Origin of the sequence: Pseudoalteromonas sp. JB197 (assembly GCF_002332205.1) — a bacterium.
GTDB lineage: Bacteria > Pseudomonadota > Gammaproteobacteria > Enterobacterales > Alteromonadaceae > Pseudoalteromonas > Pseudoalteromonas nigrifaciens.
Map to the genome: position 1 here is coordinate 437337 of NZ_NRGZ01000002.1, position 16537 is coordinate 453873.

The 16537-nt window shown below is 39.2% G+C and carries 10 protein-coding genes; 5 read left to right on the plus strand and 5 right to left on the minus strand.

From position 1 onward, the window contains the following. Positions 1-69: 69 nt before the first annotated feature. Positions 70-1476, minus strand: a complete 1407-nt coding sequence (locus CIK86_RS17100) for an alanine/glycine:cation symporter family protein (RefSeq protein WP_086998541.1) — start codon at positions 1474-1476, stop codon at positions 70-72. A 210-nt stretch (positions 1477-1686) separates the two neighbouring features. Here CIK86_RS17100 and CIK86_RS17105 point away from each other — a divergent pair, with 210 nt between their 5' ends. Then, positions 1687-2547 carry an EamA family transporter gene (locus CIK86_RS17105; RefSeq protein ID WP_086998538.1) on the plus strand — a complete coding sequence of 287 codons (861 nt, stop codon included), beginning with the start codon at positions 1687-1689 and terminating at the stop codon, positions 2545-2547. Positions 2548-2566: 19 nt separating this feature from the next. On the opposite strand, the gene CIK86_RS17110 is transcribed toward CIK86_RS17105, so the two are convergent. The 3 genes from CIK86_RS17110 to CIK86_RS17120 form a co-directional block, all read right to left on the minus strand. Beyond that, the gene (locus CIK86_RS17110; protein ID WP_086998536.1) at positions 2567-3550 is read right to left on the minus strand and encodes a patatin family protein; all 984 of its coding nucleotides are present in this window, start codon (positions 3548-3550) and stop codon (positions 2567-2569) included. Between the two features lie 277 nt (positions 3551-3827). Further along, a complete protein-coding gene (locus CIK86_RS17115) occupies positions 3828-4820 on the minus strand; it encodes an LLM class flavin-dependent oxidoreductase (protein WP_086998534.1) in 993 nt (330 codons plus the stop codon). Between the two features lie 226 nt (positions 4821-5046). Continuing rightward, on the minus strand, positions 5047-5805 hold the full coding sequence (locus CIK86_RS17120) for a rhamnogalacturonan acetylesterase (protein WP_086998531.1): 759 nt from the start codon (positions 5803-5805) through the stop codon (positions 5047-5049). Positions 5806-6481: 676 nt separating this feature from the next. Here CIK86_RS17120 and CIK86_RS17125 point away from each other — a divergent pair. Further along, positions 6482-9196: a TonB-dependent receptor gene (locus CIK86_RS17125; RefSeq protein WP_086998528.1), complete on the plus strand. Its 2715-nt coding sequence runs from the start codon at positions 6482-6484 to the stop codon at positions 9194-9196. 101 nt (positions 9197-9297) lie between these two features. On the opposite strand, the gene CIK86_RS17130 is transcribed toward CIK86_RS17125, so the two are convergent. Next, a complete protein-coding gene (locus tag CIK86_RS17130) occupies positions 9298-10737 on the minus strand; it encodes an IS66 family transposase (RefSeq protein ID WP_086993120.1) in 1440 nt (479 codons plus the stop codon). A 456-nt stretch (positions 10738-11193) separates the two neighbouring features. On the opposite strand from CIK86_RS17130, the gene CIK86_RS17135 reads away from it, so the two are divergent. The 3 genes from CIK86_RS17135 (at position 11194) to eda (ending at position 16524) form a co-directional block, all read left to right on the plus strand. Beyond that, the gene (locus CIK86_RS17135; protein ID WP_086995252.1) at positions 11194-14220 is read left to right on the plus strand and encodes a TonB-dependent receptor; all 3027 of its coding nucleotides are present in this window, start codon (positions 11194-11196) and stop codon (positions 14218-14220) included. Between the two features lie 194 nt (positions 14221-14414). Next, complete coding sequence (locus tag CIK86_RS17140) at positions 14415-15887, plus strand: glycoside hydrolase family 28 protein (RefSeq protein ID WP_086995255.1); 1473 nt, start codon at positions 14415-14417, stop codon at positions 15885-15887. Positions 15888-15900: 13 nt separating this feature from the next. Beyond that, entirely contained in the window at positions 15901-16524 is a 624-nt protein-coding gene (eda, locus tag CIK86_RS17145; RefSeq protein ID WP_086995258.1) for a bifunctional 4-hydroxy-2-oxoglutarate aldolase/2-dehydro-3-deoxy-phosphogluconate aldolase, read from the plus strand. The last annotated feature ends 13 nt before the right edge of the window (positions 16525-16537 follow it).

Genomic DNA, 16537 nt, shown 5'->3' on the forward strand with positions numbered 1-16537 from the left:
AAAGTAAAAACGGTTTTATGCTGCCATAAAACCGTTTATTAATGCTAAAAGTGACTTAAAATACGTAAACTAGTCCCAAATGCCGGTTTCGCATTTACCCTGTACTTTTACATCATTTACTTTAAATTCGGGCTCTAAGCCTTTTTCGCGTTGCGTATGATAATCGCGAGTAACCGCTAATATTGTTGGGGTTAGCAATATAATAGCGATAACGTTAACCACTGTCATTAGACCTAAAGCAATATCGGCTAAATCCCATACTTGCTTTAATGTGGCCGACGCGCCCCACAACATCATTGATAAATAAAGCAAAGTATAAATACCACGGCCTACTTTGTTATCGAGTTTAAATAAGTGCAAGTTACTTTCTGCGTAAGCATAGTTGGCTACTACAGACGTAAAGGCAAACAAGGTAAGAGCGGCTGCTACAAAGTACACACCCCCTTGCGCTAAATGAGCGGTCATGGCGCTTTGCGTTAAACGTATACCTTCCATTTCGCCGCTTATGTCTATATCGGCAAGTAAAATAATAACCGCAGTACAACTACACAATACTATGGTGTCGAAAAACACCCCTAACATTTGAATGTAGCCCTGTGTTACCGGATGATTAGGCAGTGGGCTTGCACTGGCTGAAGCATGTGGCACACTGCCCGCGCCCGCTTCGTTTGAATAAAGGCCACGTTGAATACCATTTTTTATTGCTGCACCCATCGCGCCTGCACCTGCTTCTTGCAGCCCAAATGCTGATAAAAATATATCTTTAAGCATAGCAGGCACTTGGGTGAAGTTTATTAAAGTAATAATAACTGCAACAAGCACAAACACTATGCCCATTACCGGTACTACGCGCTCAGCAAAGCGGGCGATTGCTTTAAAACCACCCACAATAATAGAGCCGGCTAACACAGTGATCACTAATCCAGAGTAAAAGGTTGGAATTTCGAAGGCAAAATTAAGTGCATCGGTAATGGTGTTGGTTTGCATGGCGCTAAAGGTAAAGCCGTAACCTAAAAATAAGCACAGTGCAAAAGTAATAGCGAAGGCTCGATTGCCTAATCCTTGTTGAATATAATACGCAGGGCCGCCTCTAAACTCGCCTTGGCTGTCGCGCACTTTATATACTTGACCAAGTACGCTTTCAGCAAACCCTGTGGCCATGCCTAATATGGCAATCCCCCACATCCAAAATATCGCGCCGCTGCCACCTAATGATATTGCCACAGCAACGCCAGCTAAATTCCCCGTGCCAACCCGAGCACTTAATCCGGTGCAAAGTGCTTGAAACGAACTAATGTCGTTTTTATCGCATTTGCTACTGCCTTTTAGTAAACTAAACATATGTTTAAATTTAAAAATTTGAATCAGTTTTAAACGTACTGAAAACCAAATACCGGTGAATAGTAAAATGTAGATCAGTATTTGCCCTTCGCCCCAAAGCAGATTATTTATCCTGCCTACGATCAAATCAAACATGTTTGCCCTTTTATTGTTGTTAAATATAGAGAGAATACTAATTCTTAAATTTAGAATACTTATTTAGTCGCTACTTTATCTAGCTGATATAAATTAGCAAGGGTTGGCTGTATTAAATCTCTATTTAAGTTTCAAAAATGCTATTTATCACAAATTAACAGGCAATAGCTTGATATACTAATTCCCTGCTCTTTAACTGATATATGCGTGATGGCAACAACTTTTGGTGTATTAGCTATTTTTTTATGGGGTGCATTAGCACTACTGGGGAATTTAACAAAGTCGATACCTGCTTTTCAGCTACTGTTTATGTGCTTTGCTGTGTCGTTTTTATTGTTATTTATAAAGAGGGTACTCACTAAGCAGCCTCTTTTTACCCCTCCCTCACTGAGTAAAACACAAACAATCATAGGTATTATTGGTCTATTTGGTTTTCACTTTTGCTATTTTATGGCGTTAAAATATGCTTCACTTATTGAAGTTAGCCTAATTGTGTATTTATGGCCGTTGCTACTAGGTGTGTTTATTGCTAACTCATGCTCTAGAATAAATGCAATCATCGGAGGGTTCGTCGGTTTTATTGGCATTGTATTGTTGATAACCGATGGCAGCGGGATCAACATTAGTAGCCAAAACTCATTAGGCTATTTATTCGCGGCTAGTTGCGCACTATTGTGGTCAAGCTATTCATTTTTGATGACACGCTTTGATAATCATGTGGACGATATAGGCTGGCTTTCACTTTATGTAGCACTCTTGGCGTTGTTAGCACACTTGTATTTTGAGCCAACTCAGTTGAATTTTTCAAGTGCTGAAAGTATCGGCGTTATACTACTAGGAATGGGCCCTGTAGGCGGCGCATTTTACTTATGGGATAGTGCATTAAAACGAGGTAATAAATCACTACTTGCGTCATTAAGCTTTTTAACGCCGTTACTCTCTACAGTCATGTTGGTTTTTGCTGAACAAATTAGTTTTTCGTGGTCTGTTGTTGTTGCTCTGGTATTTGTTTTAGCAGGTGCTGCAATTAGTAATTATCGGCGCGCTGAAATCGTAGAAAGCGCCCGTTAACCATTGTGTTACGGCTTTATTATCCGTAACACGGTTGAGTTGTTTGATGAGACGAATATTGCTGGGTTAAATAGCTATTACCTGCCGCCAAGCCTAATTTATAATCATGGCGTAAGTCACTGTCTGTGCTGCCTAATAATTTGCTATGTAGTTTGCTGCCCGCAAATATTTGGATTAGTTCAAGATCCTCTGGTGGGTTTGCCATAAAGTTTAATTCATCTAAATATGCTTGCTCATGCTGTAGTAAATAGTCAATAGTTTTAGGGCAATAACCTGATGCACACACAAACGCTTTTAGCTTATTAACCCAAGCAGATTGAATGGGTAGGCAGGCATCAACCGTACGAATAACGACAATTTTCCGCGCACCACGATTATAAGCCTCAATGACAGGCAGAGGTGCAGCAAGGCCACCATCTAAAAAGAAATCATCTGTTACAGCTGTACTTTGTAGGCTTGCAAACTCTTCATTGGCAGCAACTTTATCAAGCCAAGGCGTTAAGCTAACACCTTGCTTATATAAAAACGGTAATGCACTTGAGGCTTTTAATAATGCTCGCCATTGTTTATCTTCACCAGTTGGCGTTAAAAAGTAAGGTTTTCTATCTTTTGCATTAGTCGCTGTGATCAATAACTCTCTTGCACCTAAACTTGTTTTAGCCGTTTTGAAATCAATAGCACGATTAAACTCGGTGGTTTTATCAAAGTACCAATCAAGATCAACAATACTTTTTCCAAGTAGACCTCTGCCTAATTGAAAAAATCGTTTATGCCTTGATAAGCCTCTTATAAGGCGTTTTGCATAACCTTTTTGTCGTGCTAAAAAACTGGTTAAATTTTGCGAGCCGGCTGAGGTGCCAATAAATAAATCGAATGGATCATAATTGTGTTCAAGCCATGCATCCAGTACACCCGCTGTAAATATTCCTCGTTGCCCCCCACCCTCTGCAATCAATGCCGTTTTATTGAAAGATTGCGTGGTTGTTGAGTCTTGAGGTTTCATTGCCGGCCTTCCTTTTGATGAGTAACTGGGTTTATGCCTTTATTTTAATGAATTTGATTCAAACGTTAAAATTGATTGTATAAATCACAGTGATTAATAAAACCGAACAAAAACGACGAATTAACTTAATTAATTAAGTTGTCTATTTCTATAGGGTCTTTAAAAATATAGCACCCAACTAGAGCGTTTGCTCTAGTTGGTAAAGGTAGGATAGCAATAGCAATATGAGCCGTTGCTTAATTTTAGTTAACACGAGTCACTTTTTTGAATGAAATATTTATTTTATCGCCATTAAGATTTCAAGGGCACGATGTCTATCTTCACTTTCATATAAGTCATTGGTAAATATAAATTCATCCACATTCAATTCTTTAGCAATCATACTAAGTTTATGGGCAACTGTGATTGAGCTACCGACTACCGACAGTCCTAAAAAGTTTTCCACCTGTGCTTGCTCTTGCGCACTCCACAAGCCATCCATTGTTTGCACTGGTGGTTTTAACCATAAGGGATCACCACGTAATAAGGCTAAAATACGTTGTTTTGAGGTGGTTGCTAAAAATTGTGCGTGTTCATCAGTATCTGCTGTTACAACAGGGAGTCCTAACATGACATGTGGCTTAGCTAACACTTTAGATGGTTTAAATTCACGACGATACAATGCAATAGCATCATAAACAAAACGCGGCGCAAAATGTCCAGCAAAGGCATAAGGTAAGCCTCTTTCTGCCGCAAGCTTTGCACTGTATAAGCTTGAACCTAATAACCATATTGGTACATTGGTGTTTTCACCTGGGATCGCCCGAACCGGGTAGCTACCATCATAAGGGCCAAGTAACGTTTGTAGCTCTGTCACTTCATCAGCAAAGTTTTCAGCGCGACGTTCATCCCGCCTTAGTGCACGACTGGTAATATGATCACTACCCGGTGCACGACCCAGCCCTAAATCAATGCGCCCAGGGTAAAGGCTTTCTAATGTACCAAATTGTTCAGCAACGACCAATGGCGGATGATTGGGTAACATGACTCCACCAGCACCAACGCGAATATTATTTGTTTTCCCAGCTATATGGCCGATTAATACTGACGTAGCGGCGCAAACAATACCTAGCATATTATGGTGCTCTGCCATCCAAAAACGCTTGAAACCTAACTCATCTGCTTTTTGAGCATATGCTACGCTGTTAGCGAGTGTTTGTGACACGCTTTGGTGTTCTTTCATTGGGCTTAGCTCAAGTAAAGAAAAAGGAATTGCAGATAACTCAGCCATACATACTCCTATCAGAGTCTGATAAATTTATTTAAATTATGACTTGGTTATGGGACTCCACGAGGCACAATTCAATGCTAGATTCAGCTAATAGAAGAATATGTTATACGAAATTGATTGGCTATAAATAGAGATTGTTAATAAAGGCTATAAATAAGTCGCAAAGAAACAAAAATGCCACCAGTTCACTAAGCGTAAATGGTGGCTAAAGTTTAAGGGAAGTTTGTTATCTTAAATGTTTAGGATCTGGAGTACGTAACATATTTACTAATGGGTGATTGAGCTTACGTAGTTCAGCTAAAACCAGTTGCGCAACTTCACGCGCACCAAGCTCATTAAAATGGGTATTATCATTTACACCTTTTGGATAATTAGGGTGTGCATTTTCCTCAAGTTGCATAAAACGTAAGCGGGAGTTGAGCTCACCAAGGTTTTGAAAGTACTGCTGGGTTACCCGATCCATATCAATAAAATCAACGCCACTTTGCGCTGCTACTTCACGAACTAAATCAGAGTAAATTGGGTGAGTTTCTTTAATATTGCCAGCATCGTCAAAATAACGTCTTGTTACTGGCGTCATTAAGATCGCTTTGGCTTTTTTAGCGCGTACATCAGTAATAAAATTCAGCAAATTTTGTTTATATTGCTGTGGAGGCGTATAGCGATCGCCTTTTTCTTTTGACTGGTCATTATGGCCAAACTGGATAATAACGTAATCACCCGCTTTTAGGTCTGTTGTGATCTGTTGCCATAGCCCTTCTTTAATAAAAGTCCCTGTGCTACGGCCATTTTTAGCTAAATTAATCACACTTACTGATTCATTGAAAAAGATGCTAAACGGCATTCCCCAGCCAGTTTCTGGGTAATCTTTAATTTCTTTAATTGACATGGTTGAATCCCCTGCCATAAAAACCTGTGTTTTATCTGTAGCCGACATACACGAAAAACTCACCATGATAAGTATTGTTATTAATAATTTAGCCATATCTATCGCTCTATTGTGTTTGAATAATTAACGGTTAGCTAGTCATCGGTTATATTTTTTATTGGAAATAAATATCGGTAGAGCTAGCCATTTTTTAAACATAACACCAACCGCCACCGGTGGCAACGACGTTATATAAATCAACGTTAATTAAATTTTAAGCTTTAAGGTCGTCTCTTTTTTCACCAATGAATATGTAAAAAATACATTAAATATGTAACTTTTAATGTTTGACATTGTAATTTAGAACAGCTAACTTGAAATTTATGCCACCGGTAGCAAAGCAATGTAATAAAATAAACAGGATGTTGTAATTTAACTTTTAATGATTAAATTCAGATGGTTAATGTTATTTTTATTTCATTACTTTAGATTAACGATACGTTGCTGTATCAGCAGAATTTTTATGAAATGGAGAATAAAGAAATTAATCGCGTATTTATTAAAACGCAATTTTGGCTTTAGCAATCATCAAGCTAGTTAAATAAAACGAACTATAAAAGCGAGCAACCAGCGTCATTGTTTAAAGGAATACTTTTGGCCTCTATGGTGCAGCTATACAGCAGGAGCTAGCAATAATTTGATGAATACAAGCAAACAAAAAATTAGCGTTAAAAATAAAAACAGCACTGACATTAACAGAACAACATGACTGTAATATCGAGGAACACACACAATGAAGACAACAAATAAATTCGCTTTAAAGCCCCTCAATTGCTTGATCAGCGCACTACTGTTGGGCACTACCTCTTATGCAATGGCGGCTGATGAACAAGAAAATGCAACAACTAAAGCCGAAAGTGACATTGAGTTAATTCAAGTAACCGGTTTTAGATCATCGCTAAACAAGTCTCTCGCTACTAAGCGTTTTGAAGTAAATACCACAGAGTCTATTGCTGCCGAAGATATTGGTAAGTTTCCTGATCTGAATATTGCTGAATCATTACAGCGTATTCCTGGTGTTGCTATTTCCCGCGAAGGTGGCGAAGGACGCCAAATTACCTTACGTGGTTTAGGTCCTGCATTTACACGTACTACTTTAAACGGTATGGAAGTGCCCGCAAGTACTGATGGCACAGATTCTGGCGGTGGTGTAAATGGGGGTCGTGCTTTTGACTTTAATATATTTGCTTCTGAATTATTTAATCGTGTTGATATTCAAAAAACGCCAACCGCGGCTACCGAAGAAGGCGGCATTGCCGGTACTGTTGATATGTATTCTGCACGGCCTTTTGATTCAACCGGTTTTCATGTTGCAGCATCCGCGCAAGCAGGTTACAACGACCTAACAGAACAAGTAGACCCACGCATGGTGTTTATGATCAGTAACACATTTGCTGATGATACTATTGGCGCTTTATTTTCTGTTGCCAAATCTGAACGAACCGTACGTCAAGAAGGTTTTGGTACTGTGCGCTGGACTACGCCAGTACTTGATGGCGGCGGTATATACGCAGATACTGCTAATACTGAAGTAATTGGCACACCCAACACCGGTAATTGTGAATTTGAAGGGCAAAGCGTAGATCCAGTAAACTGTTTATATACCCCTCGCCTGCCTCGTCCTGATTTTTTTGGGAATGAACAAGACCGCTTAGGTTTTACCGGATCTTTACAATATGCCCCAAATGATGATCTCGTTCTTACCTTAGATACATTACATTCGACACTCGATAATGACCGTACCATGTACAACTTTTTCGAGATGTTTAGAAATACATTCAGCGAAATTACCCCTGAATCAATTACAGTTGCTGATAACGGTAAACAAATCCAAGCAGCGACATTTAATGGTGTAAAATCTCGCGTAGAAAGCCGTCAACAGATTTCAAAAACAAAGTTCCAACAATATGTCCTCTCAGGCAAGTATCATTTATCTGACTACCTAACCTTAGATGCCATGGTCGGCACAGCTGAATCTGATGCCCGCTCTGAGCAATATCGTTATAACATGACTAACAACACGCCACATAGAGTGTCGATGGATTTTGGTACCGCAAATAATACTGCCGTTATGGATTATGATTACGACACCTTAGATGCAAATTCGTTTGATTTAGCGGATGGCCGCTTACGTGCCACCGATGTATTAAGAGAAAACGATACAGCGAAGGTTGATTTGTCATATCAAATGGACATGATGAATATAAAAGGCGGTATTGCTTATAATGATAGAACTGTTAGCTATAATGAGTCCCAAATAAATGGCTTTCCTGATCAAGATTCCGCAGCTGGATTTTCTCAACTTATGCCAAATGATGATTTTGGCACAGGTTACGATGGTACATTATCGCCGTTTCTAGTCGCTGATTTTGATGCCATAAACTCACAATTGTTAGTAAAAGAATGGATACCGCGCAGCGCACAAAGCTGGAAAGTTGAAGAAGAAACCATGGCAGCGTATATCGAGACAAATTTTGAATATGAAATTTCTGATATGTTGTTACGCACCAATGCCGGTGTGCGTTATGTTAAAACTGAAACAACATCAACAGGTTTTATTCAAACAGATCCAGTAACAATCGAAAATAGCTACGATAATGTTCTACCAGTACTGAATTTAGCCCTTGATGCAACAGACGATGTGATTGTAAGGCTCGGTTTGTCTAAAACCATGACACGGCCAAGTTTAAGTTCGCTCAATCCCGGCAATCCTTCGTTTTCTTATTTAAATGGTACTGTGAGTGCAGGTAACCCATTTTTAGACCCATTTACCTCTACCAATACAGACTTTGGTGTTGAATGGTATTTTGAGGAAGAGTCATTACTTGCAGCAACCGTGTTTTATAAAGACATTGGCTCGTTTATAACCAGTGACACAGAAGAAAAGTTAGTCGATCCAGCCTACTTACCCTTTATAGATAATGATCCGCAGTATGACCCATCAAGTGCATTAGATCCACGCACTACCCCATACACTCATTATGTACCGGTTAATGGTGATGGTACCGTTATTAAAGGGCTTGAGCTTATTTACCAACAGCCTTTTTCGTTCTTACCTGGGTTCTTGAAAAATACCGGCCTTGTATCTAACTATACCTATGTTTCTGCAGGAGAAATTACAGGGTTGTCTGAAAATTCATATAACTTCACCTTGTATTATGAAGTAGAAGACTATGGCATACGTGCCTCAATGAATACTCGTGATAACTATATTACTGATTACACAGGTAACAATGGTAACGCAGAAGAAGCAACAACAGGACCAACGCACTTCGATCTATCGGCTTTTTATAACATCAATGAGAATGTCACTATGACATTTGAAGCAATAAATCTCACAGATGAATATGAACGCCTTTATACCACAGGCGATGGTACGTTAGATTTACCGCGTGAATATAACCATACCGGCCGCCAGTTCTTCTTGGGTATCCGCTATAACCTATAAAACTCTTTTCAATGCTAATTCCCCCTAAGGTTAACAGCTTAATCACTTTATTTGATTAAGCTGTTTTTTTTATTTGCTAAAAAAACAAAAAATATTTGTAACTATTCAGCCTCATCTGAAATGAATATATCAGGCAGCTGATTTTTGAATAATAACTCAAGGGCTAGGCTTGCAGATACATATTGTTTTCTGCAAGTCGATAAATAGCTTCTCAGCAAGCAGAACATTTCAGCTCCTTGCTTACTTCTAAAACACCCCGATATTTTTTGATGAACCTTGGTCATCCTAATATCATTCTCGCCTTGGTTGTTGGTAAATGGCACGCCAGTGCTCATCATGAAACGTAAAACATCATCTTGATAATCTCTTAGTCGTTCCAATAATGCGCGGGATTTGGTTCGCTTTAATCGGCCTCGCTGACCTTTCACTCGGCTACTTTTATCTGGTGGTGGACATTTAGCGTCACCTTGAAGCAATATTTTTTGATATTGCTCACGATATTTCTGTTTAGCCCCTTTATCTAGGTCGGGATTATCTATTTGAGCTTTATTCATTTCTTTAAGTAAGGTTTGCATATCCTTCGCCCATTGCATGCCGTCTTGCTCCCAAGCCCTTTCTAATTCTCGGATGTGGTGAGCATTACATAATGCATGTTGGCATTGGGTATATTGATAATATGGCTTCCAATGGTCATGACATAGCACACCGGTAAAGTGCGGTAAAATACCGGCCTCATCCATCGCTATTTTTCCTCTTTTTTCATGAGGATAAAAATAAGTCCACCAAGTCGTTGATGCACCATGAAGCCATCGCCGTTTACCGCCGATATTAATGCCAGTCTCATCAACATGCAAAGTTTGATACGGGCTTTGTAATGCCGCTTTGATGATACCTTCTGCGCCCGATGACTTTACCAGTGCCGCTGCTTGTTCATTAAAGTTAAATAAACTGCCGGCACTGATCGGAATACCTAGTTGGTCACTAAAGTATTCTTCAATGCGGTTATAAGGGAGTAATTGATATTGTGATAAGTAAACCGCATGGGCTTTCACACCAACACCATATTGAATAGGACCGTTAACACCTTGGGGGAATTCACCAACAAACCGCTTCCCTTGCTCATTCTCAAGGATTTGAGCCTGGTATTCGGTCACCACTTTACTGATATCTATATCGACGACTTGTCGCTTTTGAAAACCCACCTCACGATAGTGACCTTTAGGTAAAAAATCTCGGTCAACTAAAATGACTTGTACCTCATCAGGTGTTTCTGTTTGAGTCAGCGTTTTACCTACTCGGCCTTTTTGTCCGCCAGCTGATTTTTCTGACTTCTCTCTCGTTGGCTTTGTACGGTTGATATCTTTTGATGGAGGAATGCTACTATTTTGACTATTAAGTCCTAATTTACTAGCTAGCATAACAACGACAACAAGAATGAGTTCAATAGACATCTTCAACGCTGGCGAGAGTGTTTTATCTTCTTGTAACTGAGTTTTAGTTTGCTCAACTATTTCAGTGATATTTATGCTGTTTAAATTCATTAAAGCTAGAGCGATAGGGTAATAGCTCTAGCTTGGCATACTGGCAGGATCAGTCAATAGCTAAAAAAGATCCTTAGAAAATAATTTGTCTTGGTGAATAGTTACAAATATTTTTCTTTTAAATCCTATTTGCCACCGGTGGCAAATAACCTTTTAAATCAATACACTTATCTATCAAGTTGCACCAAACAATGCTTTTGGCTTAGCTGTAAATGTAAAATAAAGGTGATTAATGTTATTTTTTTAGTTTGACATTGACCTAGGAACACTATATTTTTTCATTCGTGCCACCGGTAGCAAAATAATTCGTCACTATTTTTCTACTGCTTCACTCGTTGTTTTTCCCATTATGGATTATGAGCTTAGGTACAATTAGAATCGAGAAACAAGTGCATGACAAAAACAAGATTTTCAGTCATGTTAACTGCATAACAATAAGTAGAATGTGGAACCACTATGACAACCAGCACACACAATTTTAAACTCAACAAATTAATGTCCTATTTAATTCTAGGTGGTGCATTTAGCAGTGCTATCGCATACGCAGCGCCACAACAAGAAACAAATTCAGACGACCAACTTGAAGTAATCGAAGTTAAAGGTTACCGAGGCAGTATCAATGCTGCGTTGATGTCTAAGCGTGAAGCCGTAGGCACCCGTGAAACCATCATTGCAGAAGACATTGGTAAATTCCCTGATTTAAATGTAGCTGACTCTCTTGCTCGTGTACCTGGCATCTCAATTGAAGAAGATGCCGGTGAAGGCCGACAGATCACAGTACGAGGTTTAGGTGCCCGCTATGTTAAAACCACAATTAACGGTATGGAATCAGCTTCAGCAGGCGCAGCAACAGATGGTGCTGGTGGCTCTAATACCTCACGTGCTTTTGATTACAATGTGTTCGCATCTGAATTATTCACACAAATAGATATTAATAAAACAGCAGCAGCTGAACTGGAAGATGGTGGTATCGCAGGTAATGTAAATTTACAAACAGCACGACCTTTTCAATATGACGGTTTTAAAGGCGCTTATAGTGTAAATGGGCGTTACAACGAGATTTCTGAAGATTTAGCGCCACGCGCGTCTTTTATGGTAAGCCAAAATTGGGATAATACTTTCGGTGCATTATTCTCTGTTGCATATTCAGGAGGGACTGTACAAAGCGAAGGTCCTACAACTGTGCGTTGGACAGTAAATAATCCGAAATATTCGGCTGATGGACTACCCGTTAATCAACCCGGCGGAACTAATTATTTAACTGCTAGCCCAAAAACTATCCTCATGGAAAATGGTAACTATACTGACGATAATCTGGATGGCTTATACTTACCGCGTATCCCACGTTACTCTGTATTTTCTAAAGATCAAAAGCGTTTAGGCGCAACGGCGGCATTTCAATATGCACCAACTGATAATTTATCGTTTAATTTAGATGTTCTTCATGCCGATTTAGATACTACTATGGAAGAGTATCAGTACTCTGTTTTATTACGAGATCAAAAAAACATTGTGCCTGAAAACATTTATACAGATGAAAATAATACCATTGTTGCAGGTTCATTTTCTAATGCAGTGATCCGTTCAGAAGCCAGGGAAGATAAATCTGAATCTCAATTTGATCAAATTACGTTAACTGGCGATTGGTTTATTAACGACGAGTTGACCCTTACTTTCTTAGCAGGTAAAGGAAAATCAACCCTAGACATTCCTTACACACGTACTTTTGCTTTAGATAGTGAGGGCTCAACAGTTGCTTACAGCTATGATGCTAATATTGATCCTTTATCACTTATAAACAATACCGGTGGCGTTGCCATTGGTAATGGCAGTATAACTTCAAATATGCCGTCATTTGCTTTCGCAGCTGGCCAATCACCTGGTGGTACATACAGCAAAGAGCAAATTCAACAACAAATGATGGATGCAAATAATTACTCTATGGGGTTAACACGTAATCGTGCGCAAACTATTGACAGTGAAAATAGTTCTTTTAAAGTCGACTTGGCGTACCAATTTAGTTCTGAGATGACACTTAAATTTGGTGTTGGTAAACGCTCATTCATTACAGAGCAACATGATTTTAGAAATGCATGGAAAACTTTAGATAAAGAAACAAATAAAACCAGTGGTAAAAGTGCTGAAACACAAGTTGTAGATTTAGATCCGGCTCTTACAAATGGTAGCTTATTTGCTACTGATTTAGACCAGCTGGGAGTCGCATTTGGAAATAATGTTGACGTACCAGGTAGCTCAACTTTAGGCACGAATACATGGCTAACCCCAGATTATAATGCTGCGATGAGTGCATTTGGTAACGCTTCATTTTTTGAAGCAAAAGAAGAATATAAACGTGCATATTATATTAAAGAAGAAGTAACATCTGCATATTTACAACTTGATTTTATAAATGAAATTTTTGCCCGAGAATTACGCGGTAATATCGGTGTACGCTATATAGATAATAAAAACACCAGCAAAATTGTTAATTTAGATCATATTTATAAAGATGGTTACACTGCAGGGTTTGGTGATGGCGCTAACTATGACAATGGTTATGGCTGGCGGACAACTGTCAGTAAAGGCGATGATTTCTTACCATCTTTAAATTTAGCTTATGACTTAACTGAAGATTTAATTGCACGTTTTAGTTACTCTCATGCAATTACGCGACCTAAACTGTCAGATTTAAGTTCAGCAATTAGTGTTAACGTACCGGATGCTGAAGACCCAAGTGCGGAAATAAAAATGGGCGCAGGACCAACATTAGAACCTTATAAATCAAAACAATATGATGTTGGTTTAGAATGGTATTTTGATGAAGAGTCATTACTTGGAGCCTCATTTTTCTTTAAAGATATTTCTGGCTTAACAAAAGAGTCTTCAGATCAAGTGCTAACACAAGCACAACTTGATGAGTTAGGCATAGATATTGGTGAACAAGATCCAAGCACTATCACTTGGCAAGTAACACAGCTTACCAATACTCCACCTGAAAACATGTGGGGGGCTGAATTTATCTACCAACAACCATTTAGCTTTTTGCCTGAACCGTTTGATAATTTAGGCCTGCAAGCTAATTATACTTACATTGATTATACTCGTGATATAGAAGATCCCTTCTATGGCACACAACTTAACCTTGTTGAAGAAGAAACATCTAAAAATACCTATAATTTGACACTGTACTACGAGGTCGATAAATGGTCTGCCCGCTTCTCATATAATTGCAGAGGCGAGTATAATAAACAGTACCTCAGTGAATATGCTGATGAATCAACTTTTGTTCGAGGTTACGACGCTAAAGCTAAGCTGAACTTCTCAAGCAGATATAACATAAGTGAAAATTTAAGCATCAACTTTGAAGCTGTAAATTTAACAGACGCATCACAGGACCAATGGAATGATATTTACACTAAACGCCCTTATGAAAACTTATCAACTGGCCGTCAGTTTATATTTGGATTAAGAGGCTCGTTCTAGTAACTCTTTTTGTTTTTCAATACTCCCCTCCCTGTATAATCGGTGGTTTTTACCACCGATTATTTTCGATAATGTGCATCTATCACTTAAATAAAATATCGATTAAAAAATTCAAAACCCCATTGCCACCGGTGGCAAAAGCTGCTAATGTTAGCTTATTATAATAATTCCAATTTACAGCAGCAGGATACAAGATGAATAATCAACGACGCTATTTTCTCAAAGCCTTAGCTTCTAGCACTTTGGTAACAGCAACTTTAATGGGCTGTCAGTCAGCACCTTTACTCAATGTATTTGAAGCGCCAATTAGCGCAGATGATTGGCAAATGGCTGAACAAATAAAAGCCAAAATTGTGGTCCCGACCTTCCCTGCTAAGCAATTTAATATTAAAGACTTTGGCGCTAAAGAAAATGGACAATATGATTGTACGCAAGCAATTAAAGGCGCCATTGAAGCCTGCCACGCACAAGGAGGTGGTCAGGTCTATATTCCAAATGGTACCTACTTGACCGGTGCCATTCATTTACTTTCTAACGTAAATTTACACTTGGCTGATAATGCAATATTAAGTTTCAGTACTGATCCTACTCATTACTTACCCGAAGTATTTACTCGCTGGGAAGGCTTAGAAATGATGGGATACTCACCACTGATTTATGCTTATGAGCAAGAAAACATTGCCATCACAGGTAAAGGAACACTACAAGGTAATGGCGATAACCAAACATGGTGGCCTTGGAAAGGTCCACACAAAGAAGGCCATTGGGATTTAATTAAAGATAGCCAAGGTAAAGTATTGCACCAGCGTGAAGCACGTAATAAGTTGATGGTTGATGCCGAAGCTGGTGTGCCGGTAAGCGAACGTATATACAGTACCGGCGCCTATTTACGCCCCCCTTTTATTCAACCGTATAAATGTAAAAATATTTTAATCCAAGGTGTAACAATTAAAAACTCGCCATTTTGGTTAGTGAATCCGGTTTTATGCCAAAGTGTTACGGTTGATAAGGTTAATTTTTCAAGCCACGGGCCAAACTCTGATGGTTGTGACCCTGAGAGCTGCGATCATGTACATATTAAAAACTGTGTATTTGATACCGGTGATGACTGTATCGCAATTAAATCAGGGCGAAATGCAGACGGAAGACGTGTCGGTATCCCCTCACAAAACATTGTTATTGAAAACTGCCATATGAAAGAAGGCCACGGTGGAGTGGTTATTGGTAGCGAAATATCAGGTGGTGTAAACAATGTCTTTGTGCAAAATTGCACTATGGACAGCCCGCATCTAGAGCGCGCTATTCGTATCAAAACTAACTCAGTACGTGGCGGTTTGATCGAGCATATCCGCATTCGTAATGTTGACGTTGGTACCGTTAAAAACGCTGTTGTGATCAACTTCTATTATGAAGAAGGCGATGCGGGACAATTCGATCCGACAGTTCGTGATATTCAAATTGAAAATTTACATTGTAAAAATGTGCTTAGTAAAGCGTTTTATCTTAATGGCTTTGAACGCGCACCAATTAACGATATTCATTTTAAAAACTGCCATTTTGACCAAGTAGGCAGTCAGTCAATCGTAGCTCATGTAAATAATATGAGTTTAGATAATGTCACTTTAAACAAGCAGCCACTGACAATGGCGCAATTACAGCAATCATGATAGGAACCGATGTATGAACGCGTTTTCAACATTATTAGGCACGCAACCAATACTGCCTATAATACAAGCAAATAGTAGTGAAGAAGGTGTCGCTATTGCGACCGCGATGCATAAGGCGGGTATCCAATTAGTGGAAGTTGTGCTGCGCACGCCAGCGTCACTTGACGCATTAATCGCGATTAAAAAAGCACTACCCGATTTATGCGTTGGTGCCGGCACGATTACTGATCAAGCGTTACTTGCAAAAAGTCTTGCCGCAGGCAGTGATTTTATTGTTACGCCTGCTATATCACCACGGTTACTCGATGCTCTTTGTCAATCCTCTGTGCCTGTTGTGCCGGGTGTTTCAAACACCGCAGATATTTTACTTGCTAAAGAATATGGCTTTACTGAGCAAAAATTGTTTCCTGCTTCTTTGTGTGGTGGTGAGCAGTTTTTAAAAGCAGTAAGCAGCGTATTTGCTGATATTCGCTTTTGCCCAACAGGCGGGATTAATGAGCAAAATTTCAAAGACTATTTAGCGCTTAATAATGTGATGGCGGTGGGTGGAACTTGGGTTGCACAACCACAATGGGTGCAAAATAAAGACTATGAAAAAATAACCCAAGCCTGTCTTCAGGTTCTTAATAGCAACTAATACATATATTGAC

What these genes read in the sequence shown, in the direction of transcription:
- CIK86_RS17140 (WP_086995255.1), top strand. Translation starts at nt 14,415, where the DNA reads ATGAATAATCAACGACGCTATTTTCTCAAAGCCTTAGCTTCTAGCACT.
- eda (WP_086995258.1), top strand. Translation starts at nt 15,901, where the DNA reads ATGAACGCGTTTTCAACATTATTAGGCACGCAACCAATACTGCCTATA.
- CIK86_RS17115 (WP_086998534.1), bottom strand. Translation starts at nt 4,820, where the DNA reads ATGGCTGAGTTATCTGCAATTCCTTTTTCTTTACTTGAGCTAAGCCCA.
- CIK86_RS17105 (WP_086998538.1), top strand. Translation starts at nt 1,687, where the DNA reads ATGGCAACAACTTTTGGTGTATTAGCTATTTTTTTATGGGGTGCATTA.
- CIK86_RS17125 (WP_086998528.1), top strand. Translation starts at nt 6,482, where the DNA reads ATGAAGACAACAAATAAATTCGCTTTAAAGCCCCTCAATTGCTTGATC.
- CIK86_RS17110 (WP_086998536.1), bottom strand. Translation starts at nt 3,550, where the DNA reads ATGAAACCTCAAGACTCAACAACCACGCAATCTTTCAATAAAACGGCA.
- CIK86_RS17100 (WP_086998541.1), bottom strand. Translation starts at nt 1,476, where the DNA reads ATGTTTGATTTGATCGTAGGCAGGATAAATAATCTGCTTTGGGGCGAA.
- CIK86_RS17130 (WP_086993120.1), bottom strand. Translation starts at nt 10,737, where the DNA reads ATGAATTTAAACAGCATAAATATCACTGAAATAGTTGAGCAAACTAAA.
- CIK86_RS17120 (WP_086998531.1), bottom strand. Translation starts at nt 5,805, where the DNA reads ATGGCTAAATTATTAATAACAATACTTATCATGGTGAGTTTTTCGTGT.
- CIK86_RS17135 (WP_086995252.1), top strand. Translation starts at nt 11,194, where the DNA reads ATGACAACCAGCACACACAATTTTAAACTCAACAAATTAATGTCCTAT.